The organism is Sphingobacterium sp. NPDC055431, from assembly GCF_053644255.1.
The window spans coordinates 308,946-330,003 of sequence record NZ_JBSHLH010000002.1; the positions used below are offsets into that span (position 1 = coordinate 308,946).

Genomic DNA, 21,058 nt, shown 5'->3' on the forward strand with positions numbered 1-21,058 from the left:
TTAAGGGTCTTGGGTAGAATCATATAAAAAGTTGAATCCCAAATTCAAAAAAAACAGCTTCATGGAAGACAAAGTGGTTATAGCAATAAAGAAATCTGCAAGAGATCTATTTAGGAAATATGGCTATAATAAAACCAGTGTTAATGAGCTGGCCAAGAATGCTTCCATTGCTAAAGCAACCTTCTATAAATATTTCGCAAGTAAGGAGTTGATTTTACATGAGGTCCTGATGGATTATATCCAGGACAATGTCTATGATATCCTGAACAAGAACGTGAAAGAAAAAGACCTGGCACTTTTCCTTGCCAATACCATTTTGAGGGTTAGCCGTGTAACCTATACGGTCTGTAATGAATTTGTTGGTTGGGAATTTATCCGTGAGTCGGTCAATGCCCAGGAGTACCTTAAACTTCTTTCGGATGACCTGGAGTTTCTATTGCTGCGTTCGTTTATGCAGAATGAAACCATTGCCAATATGATTCCCGAAGAACGATTGACCTTCCTTATTAAAACTTCCAAAAACATTGTATTTTCTTTCGCATTTACTGCTGTATCTGAGGCCGATGTGCGTAAGAATTTTATTTCCTTCCAGAAAGAAATCCTTCCCTATTTAGTTGAAGCTACTCTTTTGGAGTCTAAGAAAGAGGCTTTAGATATAAGACAATAGGCACATTATAGGGCTTTGGGGCAATGTAGTTAAGTTAAGAAATAATCATTATGCAGATTCTTCATTACTTCTGAAGGCCAAAAGTAACCAAAAGGCTTCGGCTCATTTAAGATGGCTTTTCGCACAGTCATTCACACAAGAAAAGAATGCCTTGATGTCGAGGATGCCGTTCTTCAAAATTCTCCCTTTAGATGGGAGAATTTCTTGAAAGCATCCAAGGCCAATCCCATCGCACACAGCAACGGCATTCTTTCCATTTTTCCGCCATTGGAAATGAGCCGAGAGATATGGGACTTCCTTCGGAAGAATGGGCGTTTGTTTTGAGAAGACCCTATAAAATTGTGACCTCAAAAAAGAAAATCCTTAACTTAATGACAATAGTCTTTGGGGCCAGTCGTATAGCCCTACGCAATCATGTTGATTAATATTGAAATTCTTTTGGGTAGATTAATAAGATAAATATTTCGCTCGGTTCTGTTTTCCTTAATCTTTTTCCATTATCTAACAGTAGAATTAATTAGCACATTGCTGTCTCGATTGTTAAATCATTTTGCTATTAAATTTTTGCGTATTTTTGCGCCAATATGGGAAGAAGAATACCTCAGGAAAAGAAGTTTATTACGGATGTTGAGATTATTGACATTGCGGAAGAGGGCAAGGGAGTTGCCAAGCATGATAATTTAGTTTTATTTATTGAGCGGGCAGTGCCTGGAGATGTGGTGGATGTTGAATTGATCCGCAAGAAGAAGAATTTTGCGGAGGGTAAAATTTCTGATGTGAAGAAGGCTTCTGAATATAGGATAGATCCATTCTGTTCACATTTTGGTGTGTGTGGAGGCTGTAAATGGCAACACATGACCTATGAATCTCAGCTGAAATTCAAGGAGCAGTATGTAGGGAATGCCTTGTCCCGTATTGGAAAAGTGGATGTTGCTGGAATGGAGCCGATTTTAGGTTCTGCGCAGACAGAATATTATAGGAATAAGCTGGAATATACTTTTTCAAACAAACGTTGGTTGACCAGTCTAGATGAGGTTGAACCTGGGGATTCCATGGATGCTTTGGGTTTCCATGTTCCAGGTAGATTTGATAAGATCTTGACCATTGACCATTGCTATTTGCAACAAGAGCCTTCTAACGATATTAGGAATAGCATTTTTGAATTTGCTAAAGAAAACTTTTTTTCATTCTATGATCTAAGGGACCATGAAGGTTCCCTTCGAAATTTAATCATCAGAACTTCTTCCACTGGTGAATTAATGGTGATCGTGGTTTTTGCATATCCTGAAGAAGGACAGGTAGATTTATTGATGTCCTTTATTAAAGACAAGTTTCCTGAAATTACTTCTTTATTATATATCATCAACCAAAAAAGGAATGATACCATTTTTGATCAAGATATACATGTTTATTCAGGCCGTGATTTTATCTATGAAGAAATGGAAGGCCTCAAATTCAAAGTTGGTCCTAAATCTTTCTATCAAACAAATTCCAGACAAGCATACGAACTTTATAAGATTACCAGAGACTTTGCTGATCTAAAAGGAGATGAGCTAGTCTATGACTTATATACCGGTGCTGGAACTATCGCGAACTTTGTAGCGCGATCTGCTCGCGAGGTTGTTGGCGTGGAATATGTTCCATCAGCTATTGAGGATGCCAAAATCAATTCTGAGACCAATGGAATCCATAACACGAAATTTTATGCAGGTGACATGAAGGATGTGTTGACGGCTGATTTTATCCAAGAACATGGGAAGCCAGACGTTGTGATTACCGATCCGCCTAGAGCAGGTATGCATGCCGATGTCGTAGATAGGATTTTGGAAATGGAAAGTGATAAAGTAGTGTATGTAAGTTGTAATGCTGCAACTCAGGCACGTGATTTGGAAAGCTTAACCAGTAAGTATGAGGTTGTGCGGATAAAACCGGTAGATATGTTCCCCCATACGCAACATGTTGAGAATGTAGTATTGTTAAAATTGAAGAAATAAATGGATTTACAGGATCTATTAAATAAAGGGCCCGAAGAAGAAGGTAAAGCAGGAAAAGGACAGAGTCCATTAGTAAGCTTGAAGAAAGACCTCGATTTTTATAAGGAGTCTATTCAAGAGGTATCTGCTGAAATGATGGCAGAAGGCTATACTCTGTATCCTATTTTTGTTGCCCACCAGTTGAAGGTTGATTTGGGAGAAATGATCTTGGACAGGGATGAGCTGAATACACAATGGAGCATTCAAGCGAGTTCCCTGGAAGAGTTTGTCGATAGAGGGATCATAAAGGAAGATAAGAAAGAATATTTCGAAAGGAATTTCAAATCAGCGAATGATTTTATGTGTTTGTTCGTTGTGGTTCCAGAAGGTGCAAACTTTGTTTTCTATCCATATAATGCATAGTGATTTAAAACTTTTTAACATTTCCTAGTCAAAAGTATTATTACCTTTAAAATTGGATGTATAATAAAGTAAAATATATTGCCCTGTTATGTACATTGTTTTTCTTGGCGCTTGCTGCACATGCCCAAGATCAGGATAACATAATTTCTGGATTGGTTCTGGAAAAAGGGACAAGCACTAGGATTAGTGATGCGAACGTGGTCAACCAGAGGACCAAACAAACTGTGAGGAGTAACTCTTACGGTGTCTTTAATATTGAAGTTAATGTTGGTGATACCATTACCATCAGTAAAGTTGGATATGGACCTATCAAAACTAGGATTAACACGCTAGAAGATATTTTGGTGGATTTGCAGGCGGGAAATCGGATCGAGACCGTTGTTGTGACCCGTAGTACGAAGGAGATGGAGATGAAGGAGATGTTGAATGACTACGAGAGCAAAGGAGTCTACAATGGTGGACAGAATAAATTTGGCACCTATGTTTCCAGTCCTGCAACAGCCTTGTATAACCTTTTTGGAAAGGAAGCCAAAAATGCGAAGCGTTTTGAGAAGTTCATGAACCAAGAGCTTGAAGAAACTAAGGTAGACCGTATTTTCAATAAAACCATTGTTACCAAACTGACCCATCTGGAAGGAGAGGAATTACAATCTTTTATGGATATCTATAGACCATCCTATGCCACTGCGTCGCGTTGGGGTCAATACGATCTGATGAATTACATCAATTCATCTTTTAAGACTTGGAATGCTCAAGGACGCCCTAAATCACAACGTTTACCGAAGTTAGATATTCCTGTTCAGGAAAAATAAGATACTGATAATTAATATGTTGCAACTGACAAAGGTGATAAAAAAGCTTTTGGCATTGGCTTTGCAAATAAGTTGACTATAAATTGACAATAAATTATTTAGTATAAAAGATAAACAAATTGATTATGAAAATGAATAAAAGACTAGCGGTTTATGGATTGACAGTAGCTACATCAGCTATGTTATTTGCTAGCTGTTCAACCATTCAAAATAGTAGTAACACTACAAAAGGAGCAGTAATCGGTACTGCATCAGGTGGTGCTCTTGGAGCATTAATCGGAAGTAAAGCAGGTAACACGGCAGTTGGAGCAATCGCTGGAGCTGTAATTGGTGGAGCTGCAGGTACTTTGATCGGTAAAAAAATGGACAAACAGGCCAAAGAGATCGAAAATACAGTAGCTGGTGCTGAAGTAGAGCAAGCAGGTGAGGGTATTTTGGTAAAATTTGACTCTGGAATTTTATTTGATTTCAACAGTACAGCTTTGAAACCATCTGCAAAGGAAAACATCGCTAAATTAGTTGAGACCTTGAATAAAGAACCAGATACTGAAATCTTGGTGTTAGGTCACACAGATAACGTAGGTACATTACAAGCAAACCAAAAAGTTTCTAATGGTCGTGCCGCATCTGTAAAATCATTCGCAGTTTCTCAAGGTTTAGCAGGTAGCCGTATCAAAACAGAAGGTAAAAACTATTCTGAGCCAATTGCATCAAACGATACTGATGCAGGAAGAGCAGAAAACCGTCGTGTTGAGATCATTATTACTGCAAGTAAGAAAATGCAAGAAGAAGCTAAAAGAGAAGCAGGTCAATAAGACTGTAAAAAATAATTTGAAAAGGGTGTCAAATAAATTGACACCCTTTTTTTGGATTTTGCTGATTACTGTGTTGAAGTTGTTATAAAACCAAGGTAGGGTGGAACAGACTTGGGGAGGGATTTTTGTTAAATTTTCCTCAACTGCTGACAAACTGTCATTTGTTTAATAGATAATTACTAACTTTGTAGTCTTTGAAAAATGACTATGTTAGAGTTATCGCATACAACAAAAACGCATGATGAATCTCGTCAAGGCGAGGCTTTAGATATGCTGCCTACAGGGAAATCCACTGGGCGTAAGTTATATATAGAGAGTTACGGGTGTCAGATGAATTTTTCTGACAGTGAGATTGTGGCATCTATCCTTATGGATAAGGGTTTTGAGACTACCAAGGACTATAAAGATGCCGATGTAGTGTTTATCAACACCTGTTCGATCCGTGAGAATGCTGAACAACGTGTTAGGAATAGGCTGAAGGAGTTTGAATCTGCGAAGGCTAAGAACCCTGGGATGGTTGTGGGCGTTTTAGGCTGTATGGCGGAACGTTTGAAGGCTAAATTCTTGGAAGAGGAGAAGTTGGTGGATGTTGTGGTTGGGCCAGATGCTTACCGTGATCTTCCTAATTTGATTGAAAAAGTTGATGAAGGTGGTCGTGCTGTAAACGTATTGCTGTCTAGGGAGGAAACTTATGCTGATATCAGTCCGGTGCGATTAAATTCGAACGGTATTTCAGCGTTCATTTCCATTATGCGTGGATGTGATAATATGTGTTCATTCTGTGTTGTTCCATTTACAAGGGGTAGAGAAAGAAGTCGTGATGTGGAATCAATTGTGAAAGAAGCGCAAGACCTATTCAATGCTGGGTACAAGGAAGTAACCTTATTGGGACAGAACGTAGACTCGTATAAATATACGCCAGCGGTGGCAGAGGGAGAAGAGGCTAAGCCTACCGTGAACTTTGCGCAATTGTTGGCCTTGGTTGCTGAAGTGAGTCCAGAATTAAGGATCAGGTTTTCTACCTCACATCCTAAGGACATTACAGATGAGGTATTGTATACCATGGCAAAATATGAGAATATCTGTAAATACATCCATTTACCGGTACAGTCTGGAAACAGCCGCGTATTGGAGTTAATGAATAGGACCTATGACCGAGAATGGTATATCAATAGAATTGAAGCCATTCGCCGTATTATTCCAGAATGTGGGATTTCTACAGATGTCATCACCGGTTTCTGTACTGAAACTGAGGAAGAACATCAGGAAACCCTTTCCATGATGGATTATGTAAAATATGATTACGCCTATATGTTTGCTTATTCAGAACGTCCGGGAACTTTGGCTGCCAAACGTTATGAGGATGATATTCCTGAAGAAGTTAAAAAACGCAGGTTGACTGAGATTGTGGATCTTCAACGTGAGCATAGCTTATATAGAATCGAAAAATTTGTCGGTCAGGTTCAAAAAGTATTGATTGAAGGGACTTCAAAGCGTTCTGACAAGGATTTCTGCGGAAGAAACGATCAAAATACTATGGTTGTATTTCCAGTAGATGAACGCTATAAAGTAGGAGATTATGTGAATGTGTTAGGCGAAAGCTGTACATCTGCAACATTGATTGGGAAAATAGTTGATTAATATCAAACACTAAATATTAATAATGGATCATCAAGATATTAAGAGCAGGTTTGGGATTATTGGGAATTCTCCATTACTAAATCGTGCGATCGATATTGCACGTCAGGTAGCACCTACCGATATCTCGGTTTTGATTCAAGGTGAAAGTGGTTCTGGTAAGGAAGTGTTTTCACATATCATCCATCAATTAAGTGGTCGCAAGCATGGCCCGTTTATCGCGGTAAACTGTGGTGCGATTCCAGAGGGAACGATTGATTCTGAGTTGTTTGGTCATGAGAAAGGTTCTTTTACGGGAGCCCATGAAGCAAGGAAAGGATATTTTGAAGTCGTTGATGGAGGGACCATTTTCCTAGATGAGGTTGGTGAATTACCTTTAGGTACGCAGGCACGATTGTTACGGGTTCTGGAGTCGGGTGAATATATCCGTGTTGGATCGTCTAAGGTTCAGAAAACAAATGTTCGCGTAGTTGCTGCGACGAATGTTGATGTTTATGAAGCGGTAAAGAAGGGGAAATTCAGGGAAGATCTATATTATAGATTGAATACTGTTCCATTACGTATTCCAGCTTTGCGAGAGCGTAAGGAAGATATTGTCCTTTTATTTAGGAAATTCGTTGTGGATTTCTCAGATAAATACCGTTCACCGGGTATTCAACTTACAGAGGACGCGCAAGAAATGTTGCGCAACTATAGCTGGCCGGGAAATGTGAGGCAATTGAAAAATATTGCAGAGCAGATTGCCGTTCTAGAGAAGGAAAGGTTGGTCAACGCACAGATTTTAAGCCATTATCTGCCAGTTGAGACCCAAAGTACTACTCTTCCGATGCCATTAAAGGATCAGTCGAAGGAGAATTTCTCGGAAAGAGATTTGTTGTACAAGGTTCTGTTCGACATGAAGAAGGATATGGTCGACTTAAAGAAATTAGTCGTTGAGTTGATGCAAAAGGGTTTCAATCAAGGAACCATGGATCAAAATTCACCTTATATCAATCAATTGTATCAGGAGATCAGGCCAAGTTCTGCGGCCATTGGTTCAGAAGACTATTCTGTTAATCCAAATCCAACGATTACCATCCATAATCCTAATCAGCCGAATGGGAATGCAAATGATTATTTGTATGATACCCAAGATGTGGAAGAGGTAGAAGAATCATTATCTTTACTTGATAAGGAGTCTGATTTGATCAAGAAAGCCCTCAAGAAGCATAAGGGCAAGCGTAAAGCAGCGGCGCAGGAATTAGGGATTTCTGAACGTACGCTTTATAGAAAGATTAAGGATTTGAACTTAGATTAATATGTCCAATTTTAAGAATAAAGGCAATTTCATTACATTTATTGTTGCTGCTTTAGTAATACTTACTTTTAATGGTTGCGGTGTAAAATATAGTTTGAGTGGCGGGTCGATTCCCGAAAACATGAAAACCTATTCAGTGGAGATATTTGAGAATATTTCGCCTTTTGTATCTGCTACCTTGAGCCAGACCTTTACGGAGGGGTTGAAGGAGCGTATCAGGACCCAATCTAAGTTGAGCCAAGTAAATCAGGATGGAGATGCTATCTTTTCAGGAGTGATCACCAACTATGCGATTACGCCTGCGGCAGTGGAAGCTGGGACAGATATGGCAGCATTAAACCGACTCTCCATTACGGTTAAGGTAAAATACGTGAATAGGAAAGATGAGACCGGTGAAAGTGACTTTGAGGAGTCTTTTACGCAGTTTAAGGAATTTAGAGGACAGGTAAATAGCCAAGAAATGACCTTAAACCAAGAGATTGTCAAGATGTTGACCGAAGATGTATTTAACCGCGCATTTAATAACTGGTAAAAAAAGAGCCTTTGAATCACATGGATCAAGTATATATTTTTAGAAAAGCACTGGAAAACCCCATGGAAGTTAGTGTTGCTGATTTTGAGCAACTCCTGACCAAGTATCCATATTCCCAGCCTATAATATATGCCTATGAACGCAAGAAATTTTTAGAAGGACAAAGCATTGATAAGCAGCGGACTTTGATCTATGCCAATAATCCTTTTTGGCTACGTGATTATTTACAAAAACCAATTGAGGTTATCCCTGAGATAGAGGTGGACTCTGATGATTATATTGCCTATGAAGAGCTTGACGGTGATGGGCTAATAGAGGAAACAGAAGTTGAGGCAGTAGATGTAGAGAGTATCCCAGAGGTTGAAGAAACTATCGCGGAGCCAGCAAATGATCTTGACGAAGTGGAAGATGAGGTTGTAGAGCGTCAAGAAGAGGAGATAAAGGAGGAAGAGCCTGCATTTGAATTCGCTGCGGGGTACGATATTGAAAGGGAATATGCTGGAGAAGAGGAACATGATGTAGAGTCGGAAGAGCTTGTTTCTGTGGAATCAGATGAAGAAGTACCTGCTCAGGAAGAAGAAAATAAAAGAAGTCCGGAAGAGGATATCAGTCTGTACAACGATGAATTGATGCCATACAGCTTTAGATGGTGGCTGTATAAGACTAGGATGGAGCATGCCGATACCTATCAGCCTTTTTCTTCGCCTGTGTTGCCGAAACAGCAAAAAGGTCAGTTTGATCCTAAAAAATTAGATGAGGCGATATTGGATCAGCAGATCAGGGAGAATATCTTCCATTTGCAGGATCCTTCGGATAAGCTTAGTGATAAACATAAAAAGGAAACGGTAGAGTTTAAGTCTACGGAGATGATGGATGAGGTGATCGAGAAGTTCATTCGTGAGGAGCCTCAGATCCAGCCTCCAAAGGCAGAGACCATCAATACCGAAAATAAGGCCCGTAGTAGTTCTGAGGACCAATTACAGGTAGTGACCGAGACCTTGGCGAACATTTACGAGACACAGGGGATGTATGAAAAAGCGATCATGGTATTTAGAAAATTAATTTCGGATAATCCAGAAAAAAAATCGTACTTTGCGACCCGAATTAAAGAGATTGAACAAAAGTTATAATTGAAATATAGAAATGGACGTATTATTTATTATCCTAATTATTCTAGCAAGCTTATTATTAGCGTTTTTTGTATTGATTCAGAACCCTAAAGGGGGAGGTTTATCCTCAGGATTTTCTGGTGGCGCTAATTTAATTGGTGTGCAACGCACAGGTGATATTTTAGAAAAAGGAACATGGATTTTTGCGATTGCCTTAATGGTATTTTGTATAGCAATAAATATTATTGGTCCATCATCATCCAACACAGGTGGTTTGGGAGATCAAATTGAGGCGCCAGTAACAGCTCCTAACTTGAACCTTAATCCTTCGGCGACTCCTGCAACAGGAACTACTCAAACTCCGGCAACTGAAACTCCAGCTGCTACCGATACGACAAAGTAATCAGGCTTAATAGCTAAAGAAATAGAACCCTGTCTAGTTTTAGGCAGGGTTTCTTGTTTTTATGTTTTGGGAGGGATACGGAATTGGTGTCATGATGACATTAAGATGATGGTTAACTGTCATGAAAAATGACAGTTAATGCAAAAATGGCAAAATATTTTGCTTAATTTCAATTGGCATAGTTAGTGATGCTTTTGAGTTACGTAATCGAAAAAAATAAAATTGATATACAATTATGGCATTAAGTATTAAACCTATCGGAGACAGAATAGTAGTTGAGCCTGCTCCAGCAGAAGAAAAAACAGCATCAGGTATCTATATTCCTGACACAGCGAAAGAAAAACCATCCCAAGGAACAGTTGTAGCTGTTGGTGCTGGTAAACCTGAAGAACCATTGACTGTAAAAGTAGGTGACAAAGTGTTGTACGGCAAATACTCAGGTACAGAGATTACCTATGAAGGAAAAGAATATTTAATTATGCGCGAAGCTGATATCTACGCAGTTCTGTAATTAAAAAATCAACGATAAAAAATTAAAACACAGTAGGTTTTGGGTTTGAGATCTATTGAAAAAACCTAATACCTAAGATTCAATTTCATATAACAATGGCAAAACAAGTAAAATATAATGTAGAAGCGCGCGACGCCCTGAAAAAAGGTGTTGACACACTTGCAAACGCAGTAAAAGTTACCTTAGGTCCAAAAGGTCGTAACGTAATCATTGAGAAAAAATTTGGTTCTCCAGCAATCACTAAAGATGGTGTTTCAGTTGCAAAAGAAATCGAATTGAAAGATGCTCTGGAAAACATGGGCGCACAAATGGTTAAGGAAGTTGCATCTAAGACTGCTGACCAAGCGGGTGACGGAACAACTACTGCTACTGTTTTAGCTCAAGCAATCGTAGCTCCAGGTATTAAGTCGGTAGCTGCTGGTGCAAATCCAATGGATTTAAAACGTGGTATTGACAAAGCTGTTGCTGCTGTAGTAGAGAACCTAAGATCTCAATCACAAGTAGTAGGTGCTGACAACAATAAAATCAAACAAGTTGCTTCGATTTCTGCAAACAATGACGAAGTTATCGGTTCATTGATCGCTGAAGCAATGGAAAAAGTTGGAAACGACGGAGTAATCACTGTTGAAGAAGCAAAAGGTACTGAAACTGAAGTGAAAACTGTGGAAGGTATGCAATTTGACAGAGGATACTTATCTCCATATTTCGTAACTAACTCGGATAAAATGGAAGCGGAATTAGAAAGCCCTTACATTTTGATCTATGACAAGAAAATCAGCAACATGAAAGAATTGTTGCCAATCTTGGAAAAACAAGTTCAAACTGGAAAACCTTTATTGATCATTGCAGAAGATTTAGACGGAGAAGCTTTAGCTACTTTGGTAGTTAACAAAATCCGTGGATCACTGAAAGTTGCTGCTGTTAAAGCTCCTGGATTCGGTGACCGTCGTAAAGCAATGTTGGAAGATATCGCTATCTTAACTGGAGGTACAGTAATTTCTGAAGAGAGAGGTTTCAAATTAGAAAATGCTGAATTATCTTATTTAGGACAAGCAGAGAAAGTTGTTGTTGACAAAGATAACACAACTATCATTAACGGTGCTGGAAACGTGGAGGACATTAAGGCACGTGTTGCTCAAATCCGTTCACAAATTGAAACTACAACTTCTGACTACGATCGTGAGAAATTGCAAGAGCGTTTGGCTAAATTGTCAGGTGGTGTTGCTGTTCTTTACGTTGGTGCTGCTTCGGAAGTAGAGATGAAAGAGAAAAAAGACCGCGTTGATGATGCTCTTCACGCTACTCGTGCTGCAGTAGAAGAAGGTATTGTTGCTGGTGGTGGTGTTGCTTTCATCCGTTCAACAGAAGCTTTGGTTAACTTAAAAGGCGAAAACGAAGATGAGCAAATCGGTATCGATATCATCAAACGTGCTATTGAAGAGCCATTACGTCAAATCTGTGCAAACGCAGGTATTGAAGGTGCAGTAATCGTTCAAAAAGTTAAAGAAGGAACAGCAGATTATGGATACAATGCTCGTACAGACAAGTTTGAGAACTTGATTTCTGCTGGAGTTATCGATCCTACTAAAGTATCACGTGTAGCGTTAGAGAATGCTGCTTCAGTAGCTTCCATGTTCTTGACTACAGAGTGTGTACTTGCTGATGAACCAGAAGACAACCCAGTAGGTGCTGGCGGTCCTCCAATGGGCGGTGGCATGGGTGGAATGATGTAATCATCATCCCTTAATAGATACAAAAGAGCTATCCAATTGGGAAGCTCTTTTTTGTTTGCCCGCAAACGTTTATTACCGACTTCAACGCATCATTATTTGTGTATTAGAATTTGTGCTAGCTCAATTAAATATATATGGAAACTCATAATATCATTGCCCTTCTTATCGTCTTTTCAATTGGTATTGGACTGGCAGTCTACATCTGGAAAAAAGTGGGCAATAAAAAGGTGGTCAACAAGGTGATTCCAGACGAAAGTGAAATAGAAAATGTGCTTCGAGAAAAAGTGAACTTCTTCAAGCAATTGAAGGAAACTGAACAGGGTAAATTCATCAAGAGGGTTTCCTATTTTTTGGCTACCACAAAGATTTCTCCGGAAAAAGGTGCAGTGATCAATGATGAACATAGGATTCTGATAGCTGCCAGTGCCACCATTCCCCTCTTTCATTTTGAAAATTGGTCTTATGAAAACTTAGATGAAGTCCTTGTCTATCCAGGAACTTTCAGTGAAAAGTATGATATTGAAGATGAAAAAAGAAATATCCTTGGGATGGTGGGAGATGGTGCCATGCACAGAAAGATGATCCTGTCGCTTTCTGCATTGATGGCCGGATTCAATCAAAACGGGGAAAGCAATACTGCTATCCATGAATTTGTCCACCTTATTGATAAGGCAGATGGGGAGGTGGATGGAATTCCGGAATATTTGATCCCCAAAAGTTTGATCCATCCTTGGTTGGAGGAGATGCAAGCTACCATTTCAGCCATCAGAAGAGACAAGTCAGATATTAGAGATTATGCTGCTACAAATCCAGCAGAATTCTTGGCAGTCGTTTCGGAATATTTCTTTCAGAAACCAAAAATGTTGAAATCAGATCATCCGGAACTATATTCCATGCTGAATGAAATATACAATGGAAATAAAGAAGAATAATACTAAACATTTTTAATTAATGTGCTGTTGTTTAATTGAATAGGTCAAAACAAAAAATTAAAATATTATGGAATACAGGTATATAGGAGACAGTGAGATCAATGCTTCGGTAATTACATTTGGGGCTTGGGCAGCAGGTGGATGGATGTGGGGGTCGACCGATCGTAAAGAAGCCATTGAGGCTATAGTCGCGGCTTACGAGGTGGGTGTGACCACTATTGATACAGCTCCTATTTATGGACAAGGAACCAGCGAAGAGATTGTTGGAGATGCCCTGAAGGATATCCCTAGGGATAAAACCCAAATCCTGACTAAGTTTGGGATGCGCTGGGATTTAGCGGAAGGCGATTTCGCCTTTCACAGTAAGAAAAACAATGGTGAAGATATTGAAATCTATAAATATGCTGGAAAGGATAGTATTATTTATGAATGTGAACAGAGTCTAAAAAGGCTTGGGACAGATTATATCGATCTCTATCAGATCCATTGGCCAGATTCAACGACCCCTTTGGATGAAACCTTTGAAGCAGTTGCCCAATTGATCGAACAGGGAAAAATCAGATATGCTGGGGTTTGTAACTATAACGCCCAATTGATGGCTGAAGCTGAGAAGACCTTGCCATTGGTTTCTAACCAGATCCCTTTTAGCATGGTGAACAGGGCAGTGGAGGAAGAGACCATTCCATACTGTATTAAGCATAATAAAGCTGTACTAGCCTATAGTCCATTGGAAAGAGGTCTTTTGACCGGTAAGATCCATGTTGGTCATCAGTTCCAGGAGGGCGACCATAGAGCCAAACATCCGCACTTCCAGCCTGATTTTATTGAGAAGACCAACATCTTGTTGGAGCGGATAAAGCCACTGGCAGATGATAAGGGGGTTACTTTGGCGCAATTAGTCCTCCGCTGGACCGTTGAACGTCCTGGTATTACGATCGCCTTGGCTGGCGCTAGAAATGCCCAGCAGTCTGTTCAAAATGCGAAGGCCATGGATTTCAATCTAACCCAAGAGGAATTGGATTTCATGAATGCGGTAGTTGATGCCTTTTAATCTTAAAAAGAATAATATTGAACGTTATTAAGAAGATTAATAACGTTCAATTTAACTGATATCCTTTAACACAATGATCTTATTTTCTGGGCTGAATTCAAAGATTGATTTTCCGTCGAGTTTGATGCTGTCTCCAATATTCAATTCTGGTGAAAGATCTTTAGAAAGTTTAGCGGAGTACTCAATAGTGATTTCAGAATAGTTTTCGAAGTGTTCCATTGCGGTGATCTTTTGATGCCGCTCAGAGAAAAAGGACTTTGCCTGTTCTGCCTGATTCATAAATTCTTGTTTCCCCACAAGTGAATCAGTTACATTTCCATTGGATATATTTTCGAACAGAAGGTTTTCATCTAAATCTCTAGACATCATTTCTGTGTTGAAACTATTATAGCCGTTAATATAGTTCTTGATTATTTCTTCCCTGCTATTCATGTTGTAAGTTCGATTTAGTGATCGAATTAAAGATAAGAGAATTCTCTTTTAATATCGCCCATTTTTAGGCTCGTTTTTATTGAATTGGCTTTCAGTTAGTTGAAAAAAGAGGTATATTATGAATATGTTAACCTTTAAAAACTTGGAAAATAGCTATAATAAATGAGGCTTAACTTTCGTATTTTGCTTTAGGAATCAAATTTGATTTAAGCTTAACATGCTTTTAGCATTAAAATTTAATAGATGAGTTACGAAGAATTAGAGCAGTTGTTTTATGCTGGGGAACTGGAGTTGTGTATAGAAAAGGGGGAAGAATTTTTATTAGATAATCCCAAGGATACGGATGTTCTTTACCTGATGTCGATTGCCCATCATGATTTAGCTTTAGAAGCGGGGCCTGAACAAGCATATAAGGTTATAAAAAAGCAGGTAATCCCATACCTCAAGCGTGTATTGAACTATGAACCTAACAATCCAAAGGTTTTATATAATCTATTAAATTATCAACTAGGCAATCAATATGTGCTGGAGCAAATTGCTAGACCCAATGTAGACCTCACCCAGAGTAATAAAGCTGAACTGCTTGGATATGCCGAAAAACTCAAGCAGGACCCTCTCAACAAAGTTTTCGGATTTGAATTTGAAATCAAGATATATGAGATCTTAAAAGAAGATGATGCTCTACTGAAGTCATTAAATGAGGCAATTGCTTTCTTCGAGATCGAGTTTGCAGATTTCCGGGAGTTAAAGGATCGCAATATCTCGATCTGCTGGATAAAGAAGGTTTATCTTTTGGACAGGGATGGGGTAACAGAGAAAGTTGAATTGCTGGAAATGATTGATAAGGGAATTTTTCACTTTGTTAGTCCTCAGGATCTTGAATATTTAGATTTAGCAGAGATTGCTTTCCAAGGCAATGGCTTGGACGTTGCTTTAAAAGTATTGTTGAAGTTGATAAAAGGAGACAACCATGAACCTGAGGTTCTCGAAGGCTTTGTGAAATGGCATCAACGATTTAAGGAGCAAATTGAACTGGGTTATAACAATCCGGATGTTTTCTATTATCAGTTAATTATTGAAAGAAACTATTATGAGCCATTGGGTGTTCCTGAGGACTATTACTATCAACATGGATTGGAACTCTTAGGGAAATATCCGAATAACTTTGCTGCAAATCATTTCGTAGGCACTTATTTATATGAGATGGGCAATTTTGATGATGCCTATTCTATTTTGAAGAAAGGGGTGAGTATTCATCCTGATGTGACCACTTGGAGGAGGATGGTAGAGTCTCAATTGTTGTCCACGGGCTTGGTTGAACAGGAAGTTCCGATGTTTGCAAGTTTACCAAGGGATATCTATAACGAAGGGGTTAATTTGGATGACTTTCTGAAAAATATGGCTGAAGATGCAATTAAGGAAGGCTTGAGAGTATTGGATGTAAAACTTTACCAGCAGTCCTTTGATACATTTAGAAAGTATTTTGAAGATTTTGCCTTCGAAAGTGACTTTTATGGTGATGAGCATTGCTGGGCAATGTGCTGTAACAACCTGGCAATCGTCTATACTGCATTAGGCAACTATCCTGCGGCTGTTTCGGTGGCAGAGGAAGGGTTGAAACATTCTGAGTTCCCAGAATTAAATCACACCCTTATTGATGCCCTTTTGAAACAAGAAGATTATCCCAAAGCCCAGAAAGCCCTGGAAAATTACTTCAGTATTTACGATGAGCAAAGTGCATCGTATTATAGGCACTTACAGCATAAAGCGGACTGGGTGATTGTAAACCATAAATTGGAAATGTCCTCAGATATTAAAGCTGAGGCAGAGGAACTCCTGTTCCAGATTTACGAGCATTATTTGGAGAACCCAGATATTTCTGATTTTGATTTCAGGGATTTTGAAGCTGCCAAAAATACCGTTGAATCTATTTTGTACCATGAATTTGAACATAAATCTGCATCAGAGAGGCGAGACTACTATTTAGCAATCGCTGAGAAGTATCCCGATGAAGCGAATCCCCAATATAATTTGATGCAGGCATATAACGAACTTGAGGATTATGAGCATGTGAATAAATCGGCAAGACTTTATCTGGAGAATAAACAATCCTTTCTGTTGAATGACTTTGATAAGGCGAAAACCATCTATTTGATTGTCAAAAGTCATTATCTAGTTGGGCAATATAGGGAAGGTGCGGCGATGTTCAGTGATTATGATGGCTTTTGCCTAGAAGCTATGGAATGCAATGAATATGTGATATGGCTGAGTTATGGTATCAAGTTATATGACAAACAAAATGACCTTGGCCAAGTGAATATATTGGTCGATCGTTTTCAAGAGATCTATAAGGTGGAACAGTGGGCCTATGATAGTCTTTCTGAGGAGGTTCTATTGGCTAAAGCCCATGTAAATTATCAACAAGGATATCTCAAGGAAGCCCATAAAATATTAGATTATATTTTATCATATGATGATCATGATGCCATTGCAGAGCATTTTAAACAAACTTGGAAAAAACCGGGCTTGTTATCCAAATTAGGATTTTAGTAACCTGCCATAATTCACTATGTTTTTTCGGTAATGATCTATTACGCGACATGTTTTTATGTGTAATATTGCATTACTTTTGGAATGAATTAAAATCACACAGAGGGGTTTATCCTTTATGCGCCCTTATTAATACGCCAAATTTAACTATTAAAGATTTTTTCTTTTACTGTACATTGTTAATTATTCAATATGAATAGTGAAAAGCTGTCGAAAGTTATCGACACAATGAGAATGCCCTTGATCTTTCTGGTGGTTATTGCTCATTTGGCGCCTTTTGCATATCCTACCATAAAGTTCAATATTTCCGCCAATGACACTTATGTCTTGGTTTCGGAAATGTTTTCCCATCATATTGCTAAGTTTTCGGTTAGATGCTATTTTCTGGTTTCTGGCTTTTACTTTTTCAAAAGCTTTTCAGGAAATGTTCTTCCTTTCTATAAAAAGCAGTTTAGAAGCAGGTTTAGGACGATAATTAGTCCTTATATTATTTGGAATATCATTACTGGAATCGCGATTTTCTCTAAGAATTTTATTTTCATCAAGTTAGGTAAACCCGTTGATGATGATTTTGGGATTCTTATGAATGCTGGTTTCTACCATAATCTCTGGGAGGTGCCGATAAATTTTCCATTATGGTACCTGCGAGATCTGATTGTTATGGTATTGATTTCCCCGCTGATAGTTTATTTTATTAAGTATTTCAGGGCTTATGGAATTATGAGCCTGGCCATTCTGTATTTAGCTTTTATTGAGATCCCTATTCCTGGATTTAGCATGACCGCTATATTTTTCTTTAGTTTAGGAGCCTACTTTTCTTTGGAAAAAAGAGATATGCTCAAGCTATTTGACAAGGTTAAATATCCAGCAATGGGTTTGACATTTCTTTTCCTTTATCTTTCCTTAAAGGCCAGTGGGACTGATTATCATGAATATTTTTTGAGAGTGTTTATTTTAGCCGGCGTTATTTCCATGTTCAATTTATTCGCCTATCTCAATGATAATTATGAGGTCATGAACAAATTGACTGGCTTCAGCTCACTTTCCTTTTTTATTTATGTGTTCCATGAAATTTATATCATAGAATGGTTGAAAGGATTTTTTTTCAATCATCATTTATTTATGGAAGGCTGGGACCGGTTTTATGCCTACTTGATCATTCCGATTTTATGTGTTGCCATTTGTAGCTTCATCTACTTTGTGTTGATGAAAATGATACCTAAAGTTTTTGTTTTCCTATTAGGTGGAAGAGTTCCAAGTTATCAACGAATCGTTTCAAATAAACCAAACAAGCTTTTTAAGCTAGGGTAGCAAATATTAGAAAATAAAAAAAGCGACATACCAATGTCGCTTCCTATCGAATTCAATTCTTTTCCTTGAGCTGAGATTACCAATCAATATTACGATTGTCATCATCTTCTTGGATCCATTGGTCTTCCATAAATCCATTTTGATTCATTGGATAAACTTTTGCTGATCCTGCCGCAATACCTTCTTCAGTATATATTAAAGTAACCTCAATCTTAGGTTGCTTATATTCCTTTTTCATTAAATGCTATTGGACTTTCTTCAAGGTTTATTCTAGCTATTAAGTTTTAATTGTAGTGTATGGTCTACACTAATGAAGCGCTATTTTATCTCTCGAATAATTAAATAATTAAGAATTTGAAAAAACTCCCTAGCGATAAAATATATTTTGAATAAATAAGTGTTAAAATGACGTTAATTAAATATTTTTAATATATTGCATTATGAAATGTAAAAATTTCATGATTCAACACTCTGGTTTGAACAATTATAAACTATCAAATACAACACCAACAGAATTACAAAATGCGAGGAAATTATGTCATAGGGATAGATTTTGGTACAGATTCCGTACGCTCTATTTTGGTAAATGCTAATAATGGGGAGGAAGTATCTTCCGATGTGTTTTACTATCCGCGATGGGCCAAAGGTCTTTACAATGATGCTGAAAAGAATCAGTTTCGACAACATCCCTTAGATTATATCGAAGGGATTACCGCCACGATAAAGAGATGTTTAGAACTGGCGGGGCCTGAGCGGGCTTCTCAAGTAGTTGCTATTTCAGTTGATACCACGGGTTCCACTCCGATTGCCATCAATAAAGAGGGAGTTCCACTTTCCTTATTGCCGGAATTTGCTGACAATCCTAATGCAATGTTTATCCTTTGGAAAGACCATACCGCAGTTGCAGAGGCAAAAGAAATAAATACACATGCAGAAAAGTATGATAATAACTACCTAAAATATGTTGGTGGCGTTTATTCTTCGGAATGGTTCTGGTCCAAAATATTGCATATTTCCCGTGTTGATGAAAGAATTCGTGACCAAGCATATACATGGATAGAACATTGTGATTGGGTGCCTTTTTTGTTGACCGGAGGAAATTCAGCGGATGAGGTTAAGCGTGGAGTCTGTGCAGCAGGTCATAAGGGTTTATGGGCAGAGGAATATCAAGGGTATCCGCCAAGTGAGTTTTTCGAGGGATTAGACCCACTTCTCAAAGGACATGTCGAGAAGTTAGGAACAGGAACCTATTGTTCATCAGAGTCAGTTGGGAAACTATCGGCAGAATGGGCGGAAAAGCTAGGTTTGAGTACCAATGTCAGTGTTGGAGCAGGCGCTTTTGATTGCCATATGGGGGCCGTAGGTGGAGAAATAGAACCCTATTTCCTAAGTAAGGTAATGGGAACTTCGACCTGTGATATCTTGGTTGTCCCTGGCGAGCTCGATTTTACTGTAGAAGGCATTTGTGGACAGGTTAATGGTTCTGTTATTCCTAAAATGACAGGCCTTGAGGCTGGACAATCAGCATTTGGTGACGCTTATGCCTGGTTTAAGGATCTTTTGATGTGGCCATTGATAGAATTACTGGGCAAGGATCATGAACAGGTTATGCAAGCTGAAAAAAAGATCATCCCTATGCTGAGTGAGAAAGCAAGTGCTATTAAGCCCAAGCTTTCCCAGCCAATGGCAATTGATTGGCTGAATGGCAGAAGAACACCATATGCGAATCAAAACCTAAAATCAGCTTTTTTTGATCTGAACCTATCAACTGATGTAATCTTATTGTTCCGTGCTGTCGTAGAGTCGACCTGTTTTGGAGCTAAGAAAATTGTGGAATGCTTTATTGATCAGCAAATTCCTGTTAAGGGGATTATTGCTTTAGGGGGAGTGGCGAAAAAATCTCCTTTTGTGATGCAAATGATGGCTGATATCATCAATATGCCTATTAAAGTCCACAAATCTGAGCAAACCTGTGCATTGGGAGCTGCCATGTTTGCAGCAGTTGTAGGCGGTATTTATGAAACAGTTGGAGAGGCGATGGAAAAAATGGGACAAGGGTTCGATGTGGAATACCAGCCTAATCCAGAACTTGCTCCAATCTATGCCGAACGATACAAGAAATACAGCCAATTATCTGATTTACTAGAAAATAACCTTTACCATGTATAACAGAATTAAACAAGAAGCATACGATGCCAACATGGAATTACCCAAGCTAGGCTTAGTTCTATTTACATTTGGAAATGTTAGTGTCGTAGACCGGGAAAATAAGGTTTTTGCGATCAAACCAAGTGGGGTGCCATATGAAGACCTAAAACCATCCGATATGGTAATAGTAGACTTTGATTCGAACATTATCGAAGGCAATCTGAGGCCTTCTTCCGATACGAAAACCCATGCAGTCCTATATAAAGAATGGGAAGAGATAGGGGCCATTGTCCACACGCATTCCACCTATGGAACGGCTTGGGCACAGAGCAACAGAGATATCCCTATCTATGGTACAACCCATGCAGACCATCTGACCAAGGACATCCCATGTGCTCCTCCAATGCAGGACGAGATGATCAAAGGGAATTATGAATATCAAACAGGATATCAGATTATCGATCATTTTAGGGACAGCCATTTAGATTATAAGGAAGTTGAAATGATGTTGGTTGGCAACCATGCCCCTTTTTGTTGGGGAAAGGACGGTAAAAAGGCAGTTTACAATGCAGCCGTATTGGAGTATGTGGCAAAGATGGCCTTCCTGACCGAACAGATTAACCCTGATGTACATCGAATGAAGGATTCCTTAATCAACAAGCACTATGAAAGAAAGCATGGTAAAGATGCTTACTATGGACAATAAATCATCAATAAACCT

20 protein-coding genes are annotated in these 21,058 nt (G+C 38.7%); 18 read left to right on the forward strand and 2 right to left on the reverse strand.

Going from position 1 to position 21,058, the window contains the following annotated elements:
* The first annotated feature begins 61 nt into the window (after positions 1-61).
* From ACWIB3_RS04300 to ACWIB3_RS04365, 14 genes are all read left to right on the forward strand, one after another.
* On the forward strand, positions 62-667 hold the full coding sequence (locus ACWIB3_RS04300) for a TetR/AcrR family transcriptional regulator (RefSeq protein ID WP_454290981.1): 606 nt from the start codon (positions 62-64) through the stop codon (positions 665-667).
* A 584-nt stretch (positions 668-1,251) separates the two neighbouring features.
* The gene (gene rlmD / locus ACWIB3_RS04305) at positions 1,252-2,661 is read left to right on the forward strand and encodes a 23S rRNA (uracil(1939)-C(5))-methyltransferase RlmD (protein WP_454290982.1); all 1,410 of its coding nucleotides are present in this window, start codon (positions 1,252-1,254) and stop codon (positions 2,659-2,661) included.
* A complete protein-coding gene (locus ACWIB3_RS04310) occupies positions 2,662-3,063 on the forward strand; it encodes a hypothetical protein (RefSeq protein WP_185213048.1) in 402 nt (133 codons plus the stop codon).
* A 56-nt stretch (positions 3,064-3,119) separates the two neighbouring features.
* Entirely contained in the window at positions 3,120-3,875 is a 756-nt protein-coding gene (locus tag ACWIB3_RS04315; protein ID WP_185213047.1) for a hypothetical protein, read from the forward strand.
* Between the two features lie 131 nt (positions 3,876-4,006).
* On the forward strand, positions 4,007-4,690 hold the full coding sequence (locus tag ACWIB3_RS04320) for an OmpA family protein (RefSeq protein WP_313260521.1): 684 nt from the start codon (positions 4,007-4,009) through the stop codon (positions 4,688-4,690).
* A gap of 207 nt (positions 4,691-4,897) precedes the next feature.
* Positions 4,898-6,331 (forward strand): tRNA (N6-isopentenyl adenosine(37)-C2)-methylthiotransferase MiaB, encoded by a 1,434-nt coding sequence (miaB, locus tag ACWIB3_RS04325; RefSeq protein WP_185213045.1) that lies wholly within the window; start codon positions 4,898-4,900, stop codon positions 6,329-6,331.
* A 22-nt stretch (positions 6,332-6,353) separates the two neighbouring features.
* Positions 6,354-7,625, forward strand: a complete 1,272-nt coding sequence (locus tag ACWIB3_RS04330) for a sigma 54-interacting transcriptional regulator (RefSeq protein WP_454290983.1) — start codon at positions 6,354-6,356, stop codon at positions 7,623-7,625.
* Between the two features lies 1 nt (position 7,626).
* Positions 7,627-8,157, forward strand: coding sequence for an LptE family protein (locus ACWIB3_RS04335; protein ID WP_185213043.1), 531 nt, complete (start codon positions 7,627-7,629; stop codon positions 8,155-8,157).
* A 20-nt stretch (positions 8,158-8,177) separates the two neighbouring features.
* The gene (locus ACWIB3_RS04340; protein ID WP_185213042.1) at positions 8,178-9,287 is read left to right on the forward strand and encodes a hypothetical protein; all 1,110 of its coding nucleotides are present in this window, start codon (positions 8,178-8,180) and stop codon (positions 9,285-9,287) included.
* 13 nt (positions 9,288-9,300) lie between these two features.
* Positions 9,301-9,669 carry a preprotein translocase subunit SecG gene (secG, locus tag ACWIB3_RS04345; protein ID WP_454290984.1) on the forward strand — a complete coding sequence of 123 codons (369 nt, stop codon included), beginning with the start codon at positions 9,301-9,303 and terminating at the stop codon, positions 9,667-9,669.
* A 235-nt stretch (positions 9,670-9,904) separates the two neighbouring features.
* Positions 9,905-10,180 (forward strand): co-chaperone GroES, encoded by a 276-nt coding sequence (locus ACWIB3_RS04350; protein ID WP_185213040.1) that lies wholly within the window; start codon positions 9,905-9,907, stop codon positions 10,178-10,180.
* A 95-nt stretch (positions 10,181-10,275) separates the two neighbouring features.
* Entirely contained in the window at positions 10,276-11,913 is a 1,638-nt protein-coding gene (gene groL, locus ACWIB3_RS04355; protein WP_454290985.1) for a chaperonin GroEL, read from the forward strand.
* 134 nt (positions 11,914-12,047) lie between these two features.
* Positions 12,048-12,845, forward strand: a complete 798-nt coding sequence (locus ACWIB3_RS04360) for a M90 family metallopeptidase (protein WP_454290986.1) — start codon at positions 12,048-12,050, stop codon at positions 12,843-12,845.
* A 67-nt stretch (positions 12,846-12,912) separates the two neighbouring features.
* Positions 12,913-13,896, forward strand: coding sequence for an aldo/keto reductase (locus ACWIB3_RS04365; protein WP_454290987.1), 984 nt, complete (start codon positions 12,913-12,915; stop codon positions 13,894-13,896).
* Between the two features lie 51 nt (positions 13,897-13,947).
* Here the strand turns inward: ACWIB3_RS04365 and ACWIB3_RS04370 are convergent, their stop codons facing one another.
* Positions 13,948-14,328 carry a nuclear transport factor 2 family protein gene (locus tag ACWIB3_RS04370; RefSeq protein WP_454290988.1) on the reverse strand — a complete coding sequence of 127 codons (381 nt, stop codon included), beginning with the start codon at positions 14,326-14,328 and terminating at the stop codon, positions 13,948-13,950.
* A 243-nt stretch (positions 14,329-14,571) separates the two neighbouring features.
* Between ACWIB3_RS04370 and ACWIB3_RS04375 the strand changes: the two genes are divergently transcribed.
* Positions 14,572-16,878 carry a tetratricopeptide repeat protein gene (locus tag ACWIB3_RS04375; RefSeq protein WP_454290989.1) on the forward strand — a complete coding sequence of 769 codons (2,307 nt, stop codon included), beginning with the start codon at positions 14,572-14,574 and terminating at the stop codon, positions 16,876-16,878.
* A 192-nt stretch (positions 16,879-17,070) separates the two neighbouring features.
* A complete protein-coding gene (locus tag ACWIB3_RS04380) occupies positions 17,071-18,189 on the forward strand; it encodes an acyltransferase family protein (RefSeq protein ID WP_454290990.1) in 1,119 nt (372 codons plus the stop codon).
* 76 nt (positions 18,190-18,265) lie between these two features.
* Here ACWIB3_RS04380 and ACWIB3_RS04385 read toward each other — a convergent pair whose 3' ends face one another.
* The gene (locus ACWIB3_RS04385) at positions 18,266-18,427 is read right to left on the reverse strand and encodes a hypothetical protein (RefSeq protein WP_185213033.1); all 162 of its coding nucleotides are present in this window, start codon (positions 18,425-18,427) and stop codon (positions 18,266-18,268) included.
* A gap of 284 nt (positions 18,428-18,711) precedes the next feature.
* Between ACWIB3_RS04385 and ACWIB3_RS04390 the strand changes: the two genes are divergently transcribed.
* Entirely contained in the window at positions 18,712-20,358 is a 1,647-nt protein-coding gene (locus ACWIB3_RS04390; RefSeq protein ID WP_454290991.1) for a ribulokinase, read from the forward strand.
* Entirely contained in the window at positions 20,351-21,043 is a 693-nt protein-coding gene (locus ACWIB3_RS04395; RefSeq protein WP_185213031.1) for an L-ribulose-5-phosphate 4-epimerase, read from the forward strand. The genes ACWIB3_RS04390 and ACWIB3_RS04395 overlap by 8 nt, the downstream gene beginning before the upstream one ends.
* The last annotated feature ends 15 nt before the right edge of the window (positions 21,044-21,058 follow it).